Source organism: Halomonas sp. AOP7-E1-9 (assembly GCF_052376035.1).
Taxonomy (GTDB): domain Bacteria; phylum Pseudomonadota; class Gammaproteobacteria; order Pseudomonadales; family Halomonadaceae; genus Vreelandella; species Vreelandella citrativorans.
This window is the reverse complement of record NZ_JBQSVC010000027.1, coordinates 15,484-34,218: the sequence shown is the minus strand read 5'-3', so window position 1 is coordinate 34,218 and position 18,735 is coordinate 15,484. Positions and strand designations below refer to the sequence as shown.

General features: G+C 51.9%; 15 protein-coding genes. 4 read left to right on the top strand and 11 right to left on the bottom strand.

The annotated features are described in order from the left end of the window. Nucleotides 1-13 precede the first annotated feature (13 nt). The gene (locus tag ACT3R4_RS13950) at nt 14-1,861 is read left to right on the top strand and encodes a protein kinase domain-containing protein (protein WP_441679360.1); all 1,848 of its coding nucleotides are present in this window, start codon (nt 14-16) and stop codon (nt 1,859-1,861) included. Nucleotides 1,862-1,910: 49 nt separating this feature from the next. Here ACT3R4_RS13950 and ACT3R4_RS13945 read toward each other — a convergent pair whose 3' ends face one another. The 5 genes from ACT3R4_RS13945 to ACT3R4_RS13925 form a co-directional block, all read right to left on the bottom strand. Then, nucleotides 1,911-2,522: an ABC-type transport auxiliary lipoprotein family protein gene (locus tag ACT3R4_RS13945; RefSeq protein ID WP_193054603.1), complete on the bottom strand. Its 612-nt coding sequence runs from the start codon at nt 2,520-2,522 to the stop codon at nt 1,911-1,913. Continuing rightward, nucleotides 2,519-3,460 (bottom strand): MlaD family protein, encoded by a 942-nt coding sequence (locus ACT3R4_RS13940; protein WP_193057198.1) that lies wholly within the window; start codon nt 3,458-3,460, stop codon nt 2,519-2,521. The genes ACT3R4_RS13945 and ACT3R4_RS13940 overlap by 4 nt, the downstream gene beginning before the upstream one ends. Before the next feature lie 3 nt (nt 3,461-3,463). Then, complete coding sequence (locus ACT3R4_RS13935; protein WP_193057197.1) at nt 3,464-4,303, bottom strand: ABC transporter ATP-binding protein; 840 nt, start codon at nt 4,301-4,303, stop codon at nt 3,464-3,466. After that, on the bottom strand, nt 4,300-5,406 hold the full coding sequence (locus ACT3R4_RS13930) for an MlaE family ABC transporter permease (protein WP_193054601.1): 1,107 nt from the start codon (nt 5,404-5,406) through the stop codon (nt 4,300-4,302). Before ACT3R4_RS13930 ends, ACT3R4_RS13935 begins: the two co-directional genes overlap by 4 nt. Nucleotides 5,407-5,572: 166 nt before the next feature. After that, complete coding sequence (locus tag ACT3R4_RS13925) at nt 5,573-7,273, bottom strand: SulP family inorganic anion transporter (protein ID WP_441679361.1); 1,701 nt, start codon at nt 7,271-7,273, stop codon at nt 5,573-5,575. Between the two features lie 262 nt (nt 7,274-7,535). On the opposite strand from ACT3R4_RS13925, the gene ACT3R4_RS13920 reads away from it, so the two are divergent. Further along, entirely contained in the window at nt 7,536-9,191 is a 1,656-nt protein-coding gene (locus ACT3R4_RS13920) for a methyl-accepting chemotaxis protein (protein ID WP_441679362.1), read from the top strand. Here ACT3R4_RS13920 and rarD read toward each other — a convergent pair. Beyond that, nucleotides 9,177-10,070, bottom strand: coding sequence for an EamA family transporter RarD (rarD, locus tag ACT3R4_RS13915; RefSeq protein ID WP_441679363.1), 894 nt, complete (start codon nt 10,068-10,070; stop codon nt 9,177-9,179). The two genes, ACT3R4_RS13920 and rarD, sit on opposite strands and share 15 nt — an antisense overlap. A 71-nt stretch (nt 10,071-10,141) precedes the next feature. On the opposite strand from rarD, the gene ACT3R4_RS13910 reads away from it, so the two are divergent. Together ACT3R4_RS13910 and ACT3R4_RS13905 are read left to right on the top strand one after the other, a co-directional pair. After that, entirely contained in the window at nt 10,142-10,957 is an 816-nt protein-coding gene (locus ACT3R4_RS13910; RefSeq protein ID WP_172118778.1) for an amidohydrolase, read from the top strand. Further along, nucleotides 10,957-11,661 carry a pseudouridine synthase gene (locus ACT3R4_RS13905; RefSeq protein WP_172118777.1) on the top strand — a complete coding sequence of 235 codons (705 nt, stop codon included), beginning with the start codon at nt 10,957-10,959 and terminating at the stop codon, nt 11,659-11,661. The genes ACT3R4_RS13910 and ACT3R4_RS13905 overlap by 1 nt, the downstream gene beginning before the upstream one ends. A gap of 134 nt (nt 11,662-11,795) precedes the next feature. Here ACT3R4_RS13905 and ACT3R4_RS13900 read toward each other — a convergent pair whose 3' ends face one another. From ACT3R4_RS13900 to ACT3R4_RS13880, 5 genes are read right to left on the bottom strand one after another with little or no spacing between them, the layout of a single operon-like run. Further along, complete coding sequence (locus tag ACT3R4_RS13900; protein WP_441679364.1) at nt 11,796-13,388, bottom strand: ABC transporter ATP-binding protein; 1,593 nt, start codon at nt 13,386-13,388, stop codon at nt 11,796-11,798. Further along, nucleotides 13,381-14,454 carry an ABC transporter permease gene (locus ACT3R4_RS13895; protein ID WP_172118775.1) on the bottom strand — a complete coding sequence of 358 codons (1,074 nt, stop codon included), beginning with the start codon at nt 14,452-14,454 and terminating at the stop codon, nt 13,381-13,383. The genes ACT3R4_RS13900 and ACT3R4_RS13895 overlap by 8 nt, the downstream gene beginning before the upstream one ends. A 2-nt stretch (nt 14,455-14,456) precedes the next feature. Then, complete coding sequence (locus ACT3R4_RS13890; protein ID WP_441679365.1) at nt 14,457-15,530, bottom strand: microcin C ABC transporter permease YejB; 1,074 nt, start codon at nt 15,528-15,530, stop codon at nt 14,457-14,459. A gap of 32 nt (nt 15,531-15,562) precedes the next feature. Further along, nucleotides 15,563-17,488, bottom strand: coding sequence for an extracellular solute-binding protein (locus ACT3R4_RS13885; RefSeq protein WP_441679366.1), 1,926 nt, complete (start codon nt 17,486-17,488; stop codon nt 15,563-15,565). 33 nt (nt 17,489-17,521) lie between these two features. Beyond that, on the bottom strand, nt 17,522-18,733 hold the full coding sequence (locus ACT3R4_RS13880; RefSeq protein WP_441679367.1) for a transglycosylase SLT domain-containing protein: 1,212 nt from the start codon (nt 18,731-18,733) through the stop codon (nt 17,522-17,524). Nucleotides 18,734-18,735 lie beyond the last annotated feature (2 nt).

The window sequence follows — 18,735 nt, the reverse complement described above, 5'->3', positions numbered from 1 at the left end:
CTTAGGACACAAGATGCCGCAGGCGCCGCTACAGCAATTTTATATACCTGAAGAGCAGTCGGTCTATCTGCTGAGCCATAATGATGCGCAAAAGCTTAAAGACTGGGTAGCGCTCTGCCAGGCCCAGCTTAGTCAGCTTGGGTATCAAGGAATTGAGCTGATTGGCAAAGGCGCCTACGGTTTTGTGTTTTCTGGCAGCGTGCCCAGTGGCGATACGCTGGCGCACTACGTGTTTAAATTTTCTCGCATTACGCTGCCTACACACTTACAGGAACGTCTCGAAGAAGAGGCGTTTATGCTGGATCAAGTGTCCCATGCTCGCATTCCCAAGTTAATCACCTACCAGCGCGCAAGAGGTCAGTCGATTTTAGTCATGGAGCGCGCACCCGGTTGGAATCTGGAGCAGATATCCCTCAAAAGAGGACGTTTGTCACCACGCTTGATTATGCGTATAGCGCGTCAACTTGTTGATATTTTAATCGCGCTTCGCCGCGACGCTGGGCCCCATGGCCGGCCAGTGGTACATGGCGATATCAAACCCTCCAACCTGGTCTTCGACCCTGACACGGAGTCTATTGCACTGATTGATTGGGGATCGTCTGTTTTTGCTCAATTGGATGCTCAACTACAGTTCGTTGGGGCGAATGTGATGGAGCTGATGTCCGATAACCTGCAGCAAACCAATGCACGTTTGGGTGACGTCTATTTTATTGGTGAAGAGCAGCTAAACGGTGCGCTCTCTTCGCCACGTTTTGATGAACAGGGCGTGGCGGGCACGTTGTATGCGCTGGCATCAGCACAGTCGTGCCGGTTTGGCCATCGCGCTATTCCCGCAAGCTCCCTGGGGTTGCCTATGGAATTTGCCCGTACATTGGATGGTATGCTGGACCCCGACCCGCAGGTTCGCCTTACCGCCGGCAGTTACTTTATCGACACAATGACGCGCATGGCAAACGTGGTAATGCTTGATTTTCCCCCCAGCCCCGAGGCGCCTCTTGTGCCCGTATGGGTTCGCCCTGTGCAGCAGGAAATTGATACCGTGGTGTATAGCTCTCGCAAGGCGTTTCTGCGAGAAGCCAGCGTTGAGGAAACGCTCAACGAGGTTAACGATGTACAGCTGGACCGTTACTATAAGCAGTTTATGCAGGGGATGGGGGAGACAGAAAAAGCGTTTTTAGCCTCGGTAAGTCGGCTGGGTAAATATCCGGTAGTAGGAGGGCTGGCCGTACGTTGGGAGCGCGAAGGGGTATATATTGATTCTTCCCTCAACTTGCATGACCCTGACGTGAAGCCCGCCTTTATTGAAGCTGTTAATAATACGGTTCACTTGGCGCGTGCCATTCATCGCCAAGGTGTTTTCAAAAGCTGCTTATTTAATGCGCGCCAAACGCTGCATATAGAGCGGGAAACGGAGCGTGAGCCGTTTTACTGCCAGCCTGATATGGCGATTAACTACGAAATGAGCGCGGTGCCAGAGCTGGAGGATCGGAGCCGCCAGCATAGTTATTTTGAAGATGGGCCCGATCCGGAAGAGCTGTTGATATTGCCCGCCGAGATTATGACGATCCTGCAGCAACTTAACGATATTCATCATACCGGAATGATTATTTTCGAGGCGCTCCCTCAGCATCTTAAAATACACAGTTATTACCGACTGCTTGACCCCGCAAGGGAGCGCGAGTTTCAAACATTGCTTACCCATATTTTAAGCGCGGTTAACCAGATCCAGGGGTTGGGCGTTTCTGGTTTTATGAAGATGCCCTATAAAGACACCCGCTTTTTTACCCATCTGGAGCGGCAGCCCGAGCGCTACTACCCACAAAACCCACGAGAACACGTTAAAAACATAAAAGCCTGCTGATCTCTTACGGATAGACATCAGCAGGCATAAAGTGGCGTCAGACAGTGGTCTAAAAAGAAGACCTGTTGGCTTGCAGCCATGTGATCAGCTGTTCAACCAGTGTGTCGCTTGCGCGGCCAAAGGCGTCGACCACTGAAGATATATCAACATCGGTTGCCTGGCTGGTCGTGGTAAACGTGCGGTAAGCAATAGGCATTCGGTCATGGGTGTTTACAAGCTGGACATCGAGCTGAATAACGGCATTAGGGCGCCCATTTTCATACTCACTTTGAAAACTACGCAGTGAGCTAAGTAGCTGCAGCTGAGAGGGCAGTTGATCGGTCCCGACATTGCCAAAGAGCTGACTTTGCTGCAAACCTTCTATTAACCGTGATTGAACGAGAGCGGGGGTATCTTCATACCAGCGAGCGCCTTCATACACATTAACGATATTTTTTTCCGGATAGACCACTATGCGATTACCGCTCAGCAGATATCCGGCTTCTGGCGTAGCAATGCCCAATGTTTCAGTCGCCGCATTGGAGGGCATGTTTATGTCAGGCACGTTAGTGGAGGGTAGGCGATAAAGCGTCGCCGGGTCGTTTTTAGGGACGATGGAGCACCCAGCGCTCAACAAGAGTACGGATACAGTGAGTACGGCAAAAACAGGGCGTAAGTTCATGGGCTAAATTCCTTTATCTGGTCCCGGCCCAACAAGAATTCAATTGGATTTTCATCCAGCTCACGGGCGATACGATCCAATGAGTTAAGCGTTGAACGCAATGAAGAAAGCGCAGGACCAATATCGCGAGTGCCTTGCAACGTACTATCAACTGCGCCAGCATTTTGCTCTATTAGCTGCTCCATCCGCTGCGCTGCGCGGGCGATATCCTGGCTGGCATTGGCAGCATTTTGCATAACGTTTTGTCCATCTTGTTCGAGCAGCTGGGTAACTTGCTCGCTCAGTACATTAATACTGGCCATCGTGGTGGTCGCTTGGCGTGATGCAGTGCCTAATAGGGCTAAGTTTTCTTCAAATGCTTCACGCTGTGACGCTATCATTTCGGTAATTTGTTCTATATTCGTCAGTACGTTACTTGCATTCTGACGATTACTATCATCGAAGAGGTTATTCACATTGGCCAAAATTGAGTTAATGTTATCAACCACTTCTTTACCCTCTTCTAAAAAAGTGGAGAGCGGGGAGGGGTCTGCATGAATAACAGGTATTTCATCACCCGCATGGTCAATTAATGCAGGACTATCCGGTGTTCCACCGTAGAGCTGTATCGACATGCTGCCAGTAATACTCGCAAACGCTAGCTGCGCGTGGGTATCTTCTTTGACGGGGGTATCTTTTTCGACACGAATTTTGGCAATAACCTGACGAGGATCTGCAGGGTTGAGATTCAGCGTTGTTACATCGCCTACTCTGATGCCGTTATATTGCACTGCACTTCCTACTGTCAGCCCGCTAACGCTGCGTTCAAACAAGACACGGTACGTTTGATAGTCGCGCTGACCCGCTGCATGGCTGATCCAGAGCGTAAATAGCAGAGCCGCTGCCGCCGTTATTACTGTAAATAAACCAATTAGAACGTGATGAGCGCGTGTTTCCATGTGCTACTCACTCCTTAGCTGACGATCATTTGAGTGGGCGGTCTTGTTGGCGGCTCTGCCACGAGGCCCGTTAAAGTAGTTCTGGACCCATTCATCATCCGTCCGGGCAACATTTTGAATGGTATCCGTTACTAAAACACGTTTCTGAGAAAGTACGGCCACTCTATCGCAAGCGGCATAAAGTGTATCCAAGTCGTGTGTTACCAGGAAAACGCTAAAGCCGAGCGCATTACGCAACGTGACCAGCAATTGGTCAAACGCAGCGGCGCCAATAGGGTCCAAGCCTGCAGTAGGTTCATCAAGAAACAGAATGTCAGGGTCTAACGCTAGTGCGCGAGCCAAGGCGGCACGCTTAATCATGCCCCCAGAGAGCGACTCTGGATACTGCAATGCAGCTTCGGGCTCAAGCCCCACCAGCGAGAGTTTTACCCGCGCCAGATATTCCGCATCTTCTCGTGGTAATTTGGCATGCTCAATAATGGGTAGCGCCACATTCTCTTGTAAGCTAAGCGAGCTAAACAGGGCGCCTTGTTGAAAAAGCACGCCAAAGCGTCGCTCAACTTGGCTGCGCTCCTTGCTGCTTAGCTGGTTAAGATCATTACCCAACACATTAATTTTGCCTGCATTGGGGCGTTTTAACCCCACGATACTGCGCAAAAGAACAGATTTCCCCGTACCTGATCCGCCCACGATTCCGAGAATCTCACCGTCGAGTAGATCAAGGTCCAGCGATTCATGAACGATGTGGTTACCAAAGCGGTTTTCTAGGCCGCGAACTTCAATCACCGGTCGTCCAGACGAGTGGCTGGGTGATTGGTTTGAGGAGTCAGTAGATTCGCTCACCAGCCCATCTCCATAAAGAACAGAGCGGCAAGTGCATCAATCAAAATAACCATGAAAATGCATTGCACGACACTGGATGTGGTATGAGAACCTACTGATTGTGCACTACCACTAACCTTGAAGCCTTCCAGACAGCCAATGACGGCAATAACAAAGGCGAATATGGGGGCCTTGCTCATCCCTACCAGGAAATTATTCAACGCAACATCTTTTTGCAGTATGTAAAGAAATTGCCCCGTTGATATATCCAAAGAGAGCACAGCGACAAGCGCGCCTCCCATTAAGCCACACATCATTCCTATAAAGGTAAGTAGAGGCAGACTAACGAGAAGCGCTATGATCCGGGGCAGCACTAATAACTCAATAGGGTCTAGCCCCTGCGTCTGTAGTGCGTCAATTTCTTCATTGGATTTCATCGACCCCAACTGAGCCGTAAATGCACTGGCAGTTCGGCCTGCCAATAAAATTGCTGCCAACAAAACGCCAAATTCACGTAGAAATGAAAATGCCACCAGGTCAATGGTGTAAACAGTCGCGCCAAATTGTTCGAGAACAGTGGCGCCCAGAAACGCAACGACCGCACCCACCATGAAGGTTAACAAAGCAACAATGGGAACGGCATTAAGGCCGCTTTGCTGTATTTGGGCGACGGTGGCCGTTATTCGCCAACGTTTTGGTTTAAAAGCGACCTGTACCAGTGTTGCGATGACGAGCCCGATGAAGGCCAGCAACTGGCGTTGCTGCGACCATAACCCCGCCATGTGCTCCCCGATACTTGCCAGCGCATCCGTGAGACGGTTGGAACTATGCTGCACTGCTTCGATTGGGGCATCCATCGCTTCAGCGATACGCTTTAAAAGCGCTTGTTGTTCCAGAGGGAGCTCGCCTGCCCAATCGCTTATTGCGCGAGACTTTTCAATACCGATCATGCCAACAATGACAGCGGCTCCTGCGGTATCCAGTCGCTCAATACCGGTAAGGGATATATCGTTTGGTTGGGAATAGTTTTGAGCCGCATTTTTTAGCTGCTTGTAATTAGAAAGCGTCCATTCGCCCTGTAATACTAATTTTTCGTCCCGCTTTATAATCCACTCACTTGGCATTTTTGCTCCTAAACGCCGTTGGCTCGCTAAAATATTCACATTACTTTAATCGAACCATCTAGAGAAGCCCTCTCAAAACAACGTATTACTTACTCCTTCGTAATTATACTGTAGCTGATTAATCGCCGTTTAGAGTAGCCAGTTATACGCATGTTATCCATCTTATCTACGAAAACTCTCGCCAAGCTGCATAAGTGCTCAAAAAAACCCGACCTGTTAGAGCGTCCAGAAAGGCGCTCTTTTTAAGCTTGTCCATGACAGGACCTTTCACTTCCGATAAATGAAGTTTGACGTTGGAATCTTTGAGTCGCGCATTGATGGCATCAAGGCTTTCCAGCGCAGAGGCATCAATTAGGTTAACCGCTGAACAAATCAGTACCACATGCTCAAGTTCAGGATGACTGGCCACCAGATTATAAACAGTATCTTCCAGGTAGCGAGCATTGGCAAAGTAGAGGCTTTCATCGATACGTAGCAGTGCCACATGGCTAATGGTTTCTACATTATGGCGGTGGGTATTACGAAAATGTTCGGTATCCGGTACCCGGCCAACCAGTGCACTGTGTGGGCGACTGGTACGGTAAAGAAATAGCGCTATCGATAATGCAACACCGCTCATAATACCGGCTTCAACTCCCTCGACCAGCGTCAATAAAATGGTCACGGCCATTGCGGCAAAATCGCTGCGCGAATAACACCAGGTTTGACGCAGCATGGAAATATCTACCAGCGTTAAAATAGCCACCGTAATGGTGGCGGCCAGGGTGGCAATCGGCAGGTAATAAAGCCAGTCGGTAAATGATAAGGTGATAAGTGCAATGCCCAGAGCCGCAAACGCCCCGGCCGCTGGGGTTTGGGCTCCGGCGTCATAGTTGATCACCGTCCTTGAAAGCCCCCCCGTTACCGGCATTCCGCTGGTAACACCCGCTGCCAGATTGGCGGCTCCCAAGCCGATCAGTTCCTGGTTCGGTGAGATGCGCTGGCGCCGTTTTGCCGCCAGCATTTGGCCCATGGACACGGACTCGACAAAACCTACCAGGCTAATCAGCAGCGCCGGAATTAACAATGCTCGCCATAAAGAGGCGTCCTCCCACGGAAAGCTAAGCGCTGGCAAGCCGCTTGGAATAGCGCCTACGACCTTAACGCCTGCCTCTGTGAGTTGCCAATGCCAGGTAATAAACGTAGTTGTAACGACGGCAAAAACAGGCCCCGCCTTGGTGATTAAGTCAGCAAGCGCGGCAGGAAGGCCCAGTGCGCTAAGCGTTTGCTTCCCATAGCGACGCATGGCAATAAGAAATACCAACGTGCCTGCGCCAATCGCAAATGTGTAGGGGTTAAATTGAGGCAGGTTGGGGAGTAGCGTCATCACACGCTCAGTTAGCGTGAAGCCGCTACTGGAGACGCCTAAGAGACTCCCTAACTGGCTTGCTGCAATGAGTATTCCGGAGGCGGTTAAAAAGCCAGAAATGACCGGATGACTTAAAAAATTACTTAAAAAGCCCATCCGTAGCGCGCCCATCGCGACTAATATAGCGCCAGAAAGTAATGAAAGTACCAAGGCTGCCTGTAAGTAGGCATCAGTGCCTGGCTGCGCTACGGAAGCGAGCGCTGCGCCAGTCATCAGCGCGATAATGGCAACGGGGCCCACGGCGAGCGTACGGCTTGTCCCCATTAGGGTGTATAGAAGCTGCGGCAGGATACTGGCATATAATCCGACAACGGCTGGCAGTCCAGCTAGTAATGCATAAGCAAGCGATTGCGGAATGACCATGATGGTCACAATGATCCCAGCAAGCACATCAGCACCCAGCAGGCGTCTATGATAGTGCGGCAGCCAAGTGAGAATAGGTAAATAACGCTTAAACATGGGCTCCGGGCCATCAGGCATCAATGGTTTTTAAGAACCGTTGGTTCTTTTATTAATCCTTATATTAACGCGTTATGCCAGTAATTACGGCTCGGCTTCTTAAATAAGCCACCTCTCTTCCCCCAAAGTGTTACTTATTTCATCAGCATAACCCGTTAAGCTCGTTAAGAAAATTGGGCGCCTCTTGGCGTTTTGCTTACCGCTGTCCACAAAAACGCCGACAAACGCAGCTCGATAACCTTAATTACAAAAGAGTCCCACTATGCGTCTACTTCGTGTGCTGACACCATTGATATTGCTCGGATTATCGGTTTGGTTGGTTGCCCAAGCGGGTACCTTTAAATACCTGGCACTTATTTGCGCCGCGTTAGCGGGGGCGGGGCTGGTTGCTAATGCGCTGCTCAGTGTTTTTATGGCCGACCAGCAGCGTCTTGCCCAGCCTGTTCGTGGGCCAAAACCGCTCAAGGATTACGCGTCGCTTCGTGCGATGGCGTATCGCTTAATGAAACGGGCAAGCAAAACGGCCATTGCTTCGGCAGAGGTCTCTCACTATGCCGATCTTATGGACCAACGTCTTATCAGGCAGGAGGCGATGGCGCATGAAGCATCCTCAAGCATGAACGAAATCAATACCGCTATTTTGCAAGTAAGTACGAGCGCGACTCACGTGGCCACATTGGCAGAAAAGGCGCGCGATGCCAGCCATCAGAATCATGACGAGCTGACGGATATTGTCAGCGATATGAGCCATGTGGCCGAGCGCTCAGATCAGGCGTTAGAAATGTTGACTGCGCTTAATGACAAAATAGAGAGGGTGCGCAATGTCACCGAAATGATTGAAGGCATTGCCGAGCAAACCCATTTGTTATCACTTAATGCGTCGATTGAAGCGGCCCGGGCGGGTGAGCATGGCAGTGGGTTTGCCGTGGTGGCCGAAGAGGTACGGAGCTTGGCGCTTAAGACCTCAACCGCGACGCAGAACGTAGAAACGCTGGTTAAGGATATGCATCAAAGCGGCCAGGGAGTTGTCTCTACGATGGGCGCGATAATGGTGCGTATTCGAGAGCGCTCCGAAGGGCTGCAACAGGTAGGCAAGCGTCTGGCCACCATTACCCAAGAGTTTGATCAGGTTCAGCATGAGACCACAAGCGTCGCCACCGCCATGGAGAGCACCAAAACCCATAGTCAGACCGTTGCCGAGAGTCTACGTCAATTAGAGAGAGACGTAGATGAAGGTAATCACAATATGCATGATTTGGCTGCGCAGGCGCGTTCGTTAATGGAAGCGGCTGAAGGGGTGGATGGTGAGCTGGCTCAGCAGCGCCTTCAGGGACGGCATCAACAGGTGTTTAAAGCGGCTCGCCAAACGGCTGACCGCATTGGCAAGCTATTGGAAAAGGCCATTTCCCGCGGAGAACTCGTAGAATCAGCCCTTTTTCAGCCAGATTATCAGGCACTTCCGGACACTCGGCCAACGCTCTATCGCACAGGGTTCGACAACTTTACCGATCAATATTTACCAAGCGTGCAAGAGCCTCTGCTGACGGAATATAGCTTGAACTATGCGATTGCCTGTAATCGTGATGGCTATGTGCCTACTCACAATGAGGCGGTTAGCCGACAGCCCACGGGCGATATGGAGCATGATTTAAAGTACTGCCGCAGCAAGCGTATTTTTGATGACGCGACGGGAAGTCGGTGTGGTGCTCATCAACACCCATTATTGCTTCAAACCTATAAACGCGATACGGGCGAGATCATGCATGACCTATCGGTACCGATTTTTATCCATGGCAAACACTGGGGTGGTTTCCGGGTAGGCTATCAGCCAGAGGGGGTAGAAGAGGCGAGCTCTGCCCTGACATTATCGCATTCAGGGCAAGAAGCGTTAGCGGATAGCGGTCTAGTGCGGGCGTGATTGCCAGGATGACCAGGAATAGAGCGCAAGCCCAAACCAGATCATAATAAAAGTGGCGAGCTGTATGGTACCCAGCGGTTCACCAAAAATGGTTAAGGCGATCAAAAACTGAATTGTAGGGTTGATGTACATCAAAAAGCCCAACGTCGAGAGCCGTAAGCGTCGAGCCGCACCCGCGAAAGCCATCAGCGGTAAAGCGGTTATTACGCCGCTTACCGCCAGTAAAACACTCGTTGGTACATCAATCATGAAGTGTGAATTACCCTGCCAGCTAAGCCATGTCAGGGCGAGCAGAGCCAGCGGGAACAGCAGGAGGGTTTCTACAAACAGTCCCGATAAACCGTCTAGCGGCACCTGCTTTCGAAAAAGCCCGTAGCTACCAAAGCTGAGTGCTAGCATCAGGCTGATCCAGGGCAATTCACCCAGCAGTGCAAATTGGATGGCAATGGCCAAGCCTGCAAGGCCTAACGCCACTAACTGAAGACGTGCCATCACTTCACGCAGCACCAGCACGCCCAGTGCCACGTTAACGAGTGGTGTTAAAAAATAGCCAAGGCTTGCTTGCAATACCTGATTGCTTTCCACCGCGTAAATATAAAGCCCCCAATTGAAGCCGATTAACACAGCGCAAATCAGTACACGGCCTGAACGGCGAGGCTGGCTCAACGCCGTTATCACGGGGGGCCAACGGCTTAACATCGTGATGAGTACCACAAGAAAAACACACGACCACACTATGCGGTGGATAAGAATTTCAAACGCTGGAATACCGTCAAACAGCGCGAAAAAAAGCGGGAAACACCCCCACATTATATAGGCTGCTAACCCAAATGTGACGCCTTTGATGGCCTGTGGATCACGCGCTGGAGGGGAATGCATAGCAGCCTCATTATTTAAAAATGCTAATCTACCACATAATTGCGAAAACATACTGGCAAAGGAGACGTGACATGAGTCAGCTAAGAACGAGCCTGGTACAGTGCGATTTGCGCTGGGAAGACCCACAGGCCAACCATGATCATTTAGTCCGTTTGCTGGGCGATCTGGACAGCCGTGACACCGATCTCATCGTATTACCCGAGATGTTTGCAACGGGTTTTACCATGAACTCGCGCGAAATGGCCCAGCCCATGGCGCAAAGTCAAAGCGTCGCCTGGCTGCAAGCGCAAGCTAAAGCGCGTAACTGTGTCATAACCGGGAGTGTGGCCATCGTTGATGACGGCCAGTATTACAACCGTATGATATGGGCCACGCCCGAGGGTGATATCCGCCATTACGATAAACGCCACTTGTTTCGTATGGCGGGCGAGCATGAACGCTATGGTATGGGCAGCCAGCGTGAAATAGTCGAGCTCAAGGGGTTTAAGCTACTGTTAAGCGTTTGCTACGACCTGCGTTTTCCTGTTTGGTTGCGTCAACAGCCAGCAGCGCAAGAGCACTTCGAGTATGATGCGCTACTGTGTGTTGCCAACTGGCCAGCACCGCGTCGGCAGCCTTGGCGAACGCTGCTCCAGGCTCGGGCGGTGGAAAACCTTGCGTATGTCGTGGGGGTTAACCGCGTTGGTGAAGATGCCAAGGGCCTTGCTTACAGCGGCGACTCCATGCTGGTCGATTTCAAGGGCGAACCGCTCATCGACCACTCTGAAAATACGCCGTTTATTGAAACGGGGACGCTTGATAAAACGGAGTTAAATGCTTTTCGTGAAAAATTTCCTGCCTGGCAAGATGCCGACCATTTTTCGTTACTGCCAGGAGTGGGCCAATAATGCGCCTTGATCGATTTTTAAGTGAAACCACACCGCTAACGCGTAGTTTGGCAAAACGAGCGCTTAAAAATGGCGAAGTAACGCTTAATGGTGAGCCTATTAAGCAGTCGGCCACCCAGATTGATACCGAGCAGGATGAGGTGAAATTCAACGGCGAAACGCTTTCGCTGGTCGGGCTTCGCTATGTAATCATGCACAAGCCAACGGATGTTGAGTGCACTGCCAGGCGCGGGCTGTATCCACGGGTAATTGATTTGATTGATTTGCCCAAAGTAGAGCGTCTTCAACCAGTAGGGCGGCTGGATGTTGATACCACTGGCCTTTTACTGATGACTGATGATGGCCAGTGGTCTCATCGTGTTACCTCACCGCGTCATCGTTGCGCCAAGGTCTATATCGCCGACTTGGCTGAGCCTATGGAAGGCAACGATGCGGAGTGGGCAATCAATCAGGTAGCCCAGGGCATTCTGCTGGATGATGAAGAGACACCAACGCAGCCTGCGTTACTCCGGTTTATAACGCCTCTACAAGCGGAGCTTACCCTGACCGAAGGGCGCTATCACCAGGTTAAGCGTATGTTTGCCGCGCTGGGCAACCATGTTAATGCGCTGCACCGTCAATCTATCGGTGATGTTGTATTAACGGATGATTTGCGCCCCGGGGAGTGGCGCGAGTTAACGCAGGAAGAAATCGACAGCTTCTAAATTCAGCCGCTAAGCGCACTTGGCCAAACGGCAGTAGGTCAAGTGCGTATTCAATACTCAATTTATACCGTTATCTTGCTTCTTTAAACAACGCCTACTATCAGAGTTACCTGCTTACATTTTTCAAAAGAACGTTAAGCAAAAAAACGTGGCAAATGGGCGGCGGCAATCAGCGACTGAGTATATGCATGCTGAGGCGAGGACAGCACGTCAAGGCAGGGGCCCTGTTCGACCACTTCACCATCCTTTAGCACCATAATACGGTGCGCCATGGCACGTACTACGGCTAAGTCGTGGCTGATAAATAGATAGCTAAGCTGACGACGTTCCTGTAACTGACGAAGTAGCGTCACAAGCTGCTTTTGCACGGTACGGTCCAGCGCGGAGGTAGGCTCGTCCAACACGAGAAGTTCAGGCTCTAAAATAATGGCTCGGGCCACGGCTATTCGCTGGCGCTGCCCGCCGGAGAACTCATGGGGATAGCGTGCCGCACAGCCTTCAGGTAACCCCACCTCAAGCAGCGTTTGTTGCACACGGCGGGTAACTTCATCGAGTGAAAGCGCGGGATAGTGAAAACGTAGCCCCTCACTCACGATATCAAACACCGGCATACGCGGTGAAAGCGCACCGTATGGGTCCTGAAATACCATTTGTAAGCGATGACGCTGGTGCCGTAGCGCATTGCCCGTAAGCTGACTCAAGGTAGCATCACCCAAGATAACGTCTCCCTGACTTTGCACCAAGCGCATAATCGCGGATGCCAGCGTCGTTTTACCTGAGCCTGACTCGCCGACAATGCCCAGCGTTTCACCGGGCGAAATACTCAAGTCGGTTGCTTTAAGCGCTTCAAAGGGAGGAGTCTGGCGTTTGAATAGCCCGGTTTTGGGGCGCTGAAAACTAACGCTTAGCTGGCGAGCGGTTAATAAGGGCGCCGTATTGGCCGGCGCTGCCGGGCGGCCTTCCGGCTCCGCTGCTAACAGTGCTTTGGTGTAATCGCTTTGTGGGTTTTGAAAAACCTCTTCAACTGGCCCCATTTCCTGAATCTTACCGCGATACATCACACAAACCCGCTCGGCATAGCGGCTTACAAGATTCAAGTCGTGGCTGATAAACAGCATGCCCATGCCATGCTGATCGCGAAGCTCTTTTAAAAGGCCGAGTATGTCTTGCTGGACGGTGACATCCAGCGCTGTCGTCGGCTCATCGGCGATTAGCAGTGATGGGTTATTGGCAATGGCCATGGCAATCATGACGCGCTGACGCTGACCACCGGAGAGTTGATGAGGCCAGGCATCCAACAGCTCATCAACGCGGGGCAGTTTCACTTGTTCAAGCAGTTCTCTGGCCCGCGCTCGCGCCGCTTGCCCACTTAACCCTTGATGCAGGCGCAGGGTTTCCCCAATTTGCTTACTGATACGGTGTAAAGGGTTGAGTGATGTCATGGGTTCTTGAAACACAAACCCTACGCGGTTGCCACGCACGCTGTTCCAATCGCGCTTACCAAGTTGATTGAGGTCAGTCTCCTCTAGCCAGCGCTCGCCGCTTATCATGGCATTGCGGGGTAAAAGATTAATAGCCCCTAGTGCTGAAACGGACTTGCCCGAGCCGGATTCACCCACAATTGCCAGCGTTTCGCCTGCATTGACCGTTAATGAAAGCGCATTTACCACTACATTATCATCAAAGGCAATCGTGAAATCCGTTAGCCGAAGTAGTGGTTTAGGCATGTTGGGTGTCCTGCGCAGGCGTTTGGCGCTGATTAATGTGGCGTGGGTCGAAGGCATCGCGCAGCCCTTCACCAATAAAGACAAGCAAGGAGAGCATCACGGCAAGCGTCATGAAGGCGGTAATACCCAGCCATGGCGCGTGCAGATTATTTTTACCCTGGGCGGCAAGCTCACCTAACGATGGAGAGCCCGGTGGTAAGCCAAAGCCCAAAAAGTCGAGCGCTGTTAACGTACCAATCGCTCCGGTAAACAGAAAGGGGATAAACGTTAGGGTAGCCACCATGGCATTCGGCAGGACATGGCGCCACATAATCAGCCGAGACGGCAATCCCATGGCTTTTGCTGCGCGTACGTATTCCAAATTGCGTGCTCGTAAAAACTCGGCCCGCACAATATCGACCAGGCCTAGCCATGAAAACAGCAGCATAATGCCCAGCAGCCACCAAAAACCGGGTTGAACGAAGCTTGCTAAAATAATCAGCAAAAACAGTACCGGTAGCCCCGACCATATTTCAGTGACCCGTTGGCCTATAAGGTCCACCTTGCCGCCAAAATACCCCTGCACACCGCCCGCTAGAACGCCTAACGCCAGCGACCCTGTCGTAAGCACTAACGCAAAAAAAACAGAGAGCCGAAAACCGTAGATAACGCGGGCCAGCACATCGCGACCTTGGTCATCCGTGCCCAGCCAGTGGCGGCTATCCGGGGGGGCTGGTGAGGGTTGTTGCATCTGCATGTCCAGCGTTTGATAGGAGAACGGAATAAGCGGCCATATGGCCCAGCCGTTGTCGCTAATTTGCTGTTGAATAAACGGGTCCAAATAGTCAGTACGGGTGGGAAGAAAGCCCCCGAAATCTGTTTCCGGATAATCCACCAGTAAAGGTGTATACCACTGCCCGTCGTAGTTCAGGATAAGCGGCTTGTCATTGGCAATCAGCTCGGCAAATAGGCTGATAATGAACAGCACGCCAAACAACCAAAGCGATATCCGTGCGCGACGATTTGCTTTAAAGGCGGCTAAACGGCGCTGTGTAATGGGTGATAGCCGTGATGTAAAACCGCTCATTTTCACGACTCCCTCGTTGCAAAGTCGATGCGTGGATCCACCCACACGTAGGTCAAATCGGATATCAGCTTTAGCACAAGCCCGATGACCGTGTACAAAAACAGGGTGCCGAAGATGACCGGATAATCCCGCTGCATAACGGCTTCAAATCCTAGAAGGCCCAGCCCATCAAGCGAGAAAATCACCTCAATCAGCAGGGCGCCGGTAAAGAAAATCCCAATCATCGCGGCCGGCAATCCCGCAATAATGATGAGCATGGCGTTACGAAAAACATGACCGTACAAAATGCGCTGTTCGTTAGCACCTTTGGCGCGAGCGGTGAGCACGTACTGTTTATGAATTTCGTCTAAAAAGCTGTTCTTGGTCAGCATGGTAAGCGTGGCAAAGCTGCCGATAGCGGCCGCTGTGACGGGCAAGGTGATATGCCAGAAGTAGTCTTTTATTTTGCCGCCTAGCGAAAGGTCCGCAAAATCTGGAGAGGTTAGCCCTCTGAGGGGAAACCAGTCCCAATAGGTGCCGCCCGCAAACAGCACAATCAACAGGATGGCGAATAGAAAGCCCGGTATCGCATAGCCGACAACCACCAGCCCTGAGGTCCACACATCAAAACGTGAGCCGTGGCGCAAGGCTTTACGAATACCTAGTGGAATGGAAATCACATAGACCAGCAGGGTGGTCCATAAGCCCAGAGAAATGGATACCGGCAGGCGCTCAATGATCAGTTCGATCACCGGGCGGTCGCGAAAAAAACTGGTCCCGAAGTCGAGCGTAAGATAATCGGTCATCATGCCGATAAAGCGTTCATGGGCTGGCTTGTCGAACCCAAACTGCTGTTCCAGCTGTTCGATAAAGCGCGGGTCAATACCCCGTGCGCCCCGCGAATCATCGCTTACTTGAACATCTGCTCCGCCCATGTCTAAACGTGTGCTGGCCATGGCGTTGGCGCCTTCAAAACGCGCTAGCATCTGATCAATGGGGCCGCCGGGCGCGGCTTGAACGATCATGAAGTTAAGCAGCATGATGCCGAGTAGCGTCGGTATCATCAGTAGCAGTCGGCGTAGGGTGTAACGTGCCACAGAGTGCACTCCAATCGTTATTATTTAGCCCTTCAGCGACGCCGGTGACGGCGCTGTAATTCTGCTTCACGGTCGGTATCGACCCACCAGGCATCTAAATCCATCGCGTATTTCGGGAAAGGCTCTTGATAGCCGAACTTGTCCCATACTGCAATACGCGTTTCGCCGGAGTGATAGTGGGGGATGGTGTAAAAACCCCAGCGCAGCACCCGGTCGAGCGCGCGCGTCGCCGTATCCAGTTTCTCCCGGCTCTCTGCGCTAATAATGTCCTCGATTAATGCATCCACTGCCGGGTGAGCAAGCGCCATTCGGTTACGGCTTTGCGGCGCTTTGGCGGCCTCACTACTCCAGAAGTCGCGCTGTTCGTTACCGGGGTTATTGGATTGGGGGAAATGGCTGATCACAATATCGTAATCGTAACTACGCTGGCGATTAAGATATTGGTTAATGTCCACGATCCGCATGGTGGTCTGTACACCGAGACGCGCCATATTGCGCAGCATAGGCTGTACCACACGCTCAAGACTCGCATCGTACAGCAGCACTTCTAACTGTAAGGGCTTGTCTGTTTCAGTATGAACCAGTACGCCGTCTTCCACCTGGTAGCCCGCTTCGTGCAGCAATTCGAGCGCCCGGCGTAAGCGTTCGCGCAGATCCGTCGGTTGGTCGATAGGGAGTGCATCGGTAAATATTCGCTCAGAGCGATGAGAGGCTAAAAGCTCCTCTCGATAAGGCTCAAGCAGGGCGAGTTCTTCCTCTGACGGCAGGCCATCAGCTTGCATCTCTGAGTTCTGGAAATAACTTTCGGTACGCTGATAGGCGTTATAAAAAATATTGGTATTCAGCCAGGGAAAGTCGAACGCCAGACTGAGCGCTTCGCGTACGCGCGGGTCCTGGAACTTCTCCTTACGAAGATTGAATACGAACGCCTGCATGAGCGAAGGGTTTACATCAGGCACCGTGATACGTTTTACCAAACCTTCGCGATACGCCGGGAAATCGTAGCCAATGGCCCAGGTCGCCGCACGGGCATCGGTCCTGAAGTCGGTTAAGCCCGCCTTGAATGCCTCCCAGGCAATATCCCTGTCTCGGTAATAGTCGTAAACCACGCGATCAATATTGTAGCGGCCGACATTAACAGGCAGGTCTTTACCCCAGTAGTCGTCGTCCCGCTGATATACGATGCGCCGGCCTGGGTCGACGTCACTGATGCGATAAGGGCCGGAGCCTGGGTGTGCTGTCAGTGTCGGGGCGGCAAAGCCACGGGGTTCCCAGTAGTGGCGGGGAAGGATAGGTAACTGCGTGATGATTAATGGTAATTCACGAGACTCAGTACTGCTAAATTCGAAGCGAACCTGGTGTTCATTTAGCGCAATGGCGTTATCAACATCGGCATAGTAACTGGCGTAAAAAGGATTACCCTCTTCACGCAGCAGGTTAAAGGAGAACACCACATCGTACGCGGTTACCGGCTCGCCATCTTGAAAACGTGCTTCGGGGCGGAGGTCAAACTCAATCCACTCCCGGTCAGGGTCCAAGCGGACGCCTTCCGCCAGTAATCCATACACGCTGAAGGGCTCGCCTGGATTGCTGGTCATTAACGTATCGTATATCTGGCCTACGCCGGTGGCAGGCGTGCCACGAATGATAAAGGGGTTGGTGGAGTCAAAGCTGCTGCCTACGGCGGTGTGGGTGATGGTGCCGCCCTTGGGAGCCAGTGGATTAACATGAGGGAAATAGGCAAAGTCGGCAGGTAACTCAGGGCTATCGTAAAGTGATAGCCCATGCACCGTTTGAATCGATGTATTGTTGCTTGCGACGCTATCTGCAGGCGTTAGGCTATTGCCAGCCATGATCTGCGGTTGAGGTTCAGCCTCTGTCGGTTTTGCAAAGGCTGACATACTCATGATGAAGCAGCTAACGATTAGCAGCGTCTTTACAAACACACCACGTGGCATTGGTTACGTCCCATGTGAGCAGATCTTGTCAACTCATTGCCCTGAAAGTGTCAGGAGTTGGCCTGGTTGTAAAGCATTAGGTCGATCAAGCGCATTCCAGCGTATCAAGTCATTTTGATTAACCTGGTAGCGGCTGGCAATGGCGGATAGATTGTCTCCACGTTCAACACGATGAACATTGGGCGCTTGTGTCGAGGCAAGCTCGCTAGACGTGGTTTGCGAAAGCTGAGCTAATACCTGTGTATCCGCTTCCTCAGGTACTAAAAGCGTTTGTACATTGCGGGGGTCGATGCTGCCGTTGAGCAGCCCTGGGTTGAGCTCGGCTAGCGCTGATTGGCTGACATCTAAAAGCTGTGAGGCTTGAGCAATACTTAAGGGTTGCTCCAGTTTTACTTTGGCAAAGGCTGGGTCCATGTGAATGTCTGGCAGGCTAATATCAAAGCGTTCCGGATCATTAATGATGGTCGCGATCGCTTTTAGTTTGGGAATGTACTGCATGGTTTCATGCGGTAACGATAGATCCCAATAGTCACCCGCCAGCCCCTGATTTTGTGCCTTGCGTAGAGCGCGATTAACGGTGCCCGCTCCGGCGTTGTAAGCCGCCAACGAAAGCATGATGCCGCCCTCGTACCACTGATCCGCCTGCATCTCGAGGTAATCAAGCGCCGCTGCGGTGGAAGTGAGTACGTCCAGGCGCCCGTCATAATTGCCGTTACGAACCAGACCCAACGCATCACCTGTGTTGGGCATGAACTGCCAGAGCCCCGCTGCCCCACGATGGCTACGCGCACTGGGGTCGAAGGAGCTTTCGACAAACGGAATCAAGGCGATTTCGCCGGGTAGGCCGCGATCACTCACTTGTTGAGTGATCCAGGCAAGCCAGGGCGTGGCGCGCTCAGTAATTGTGGCTATGTTTTCAGGGCCGGCGCGATAATATTCGATCCACTCATCAACGCGGGCCTGAGCGCTGGGGGGTAGTGTTAGTTCCTGCCACTGAAACGTTTGACGCAGCGCTGTCCAGGCATCCTGATGCTGAAGCTCCAGGTCTTCCCAAAAACTGGTGCGGAAAGATGTTGAAGCCGCCTGCGTTGAAGGCGTGTGCTCTGTGTAGGAAGTAGCACTATTAGAAGGGCTATATGAGAGTGCTGAGGCTTGTGAGTTAGCGGCAGCGGCCAATAACAAGCCCATAATTACCGTACTGCCAGCGCTTAATACCAAGCGCTGTCGCATCGTTCGATAGGTCATAG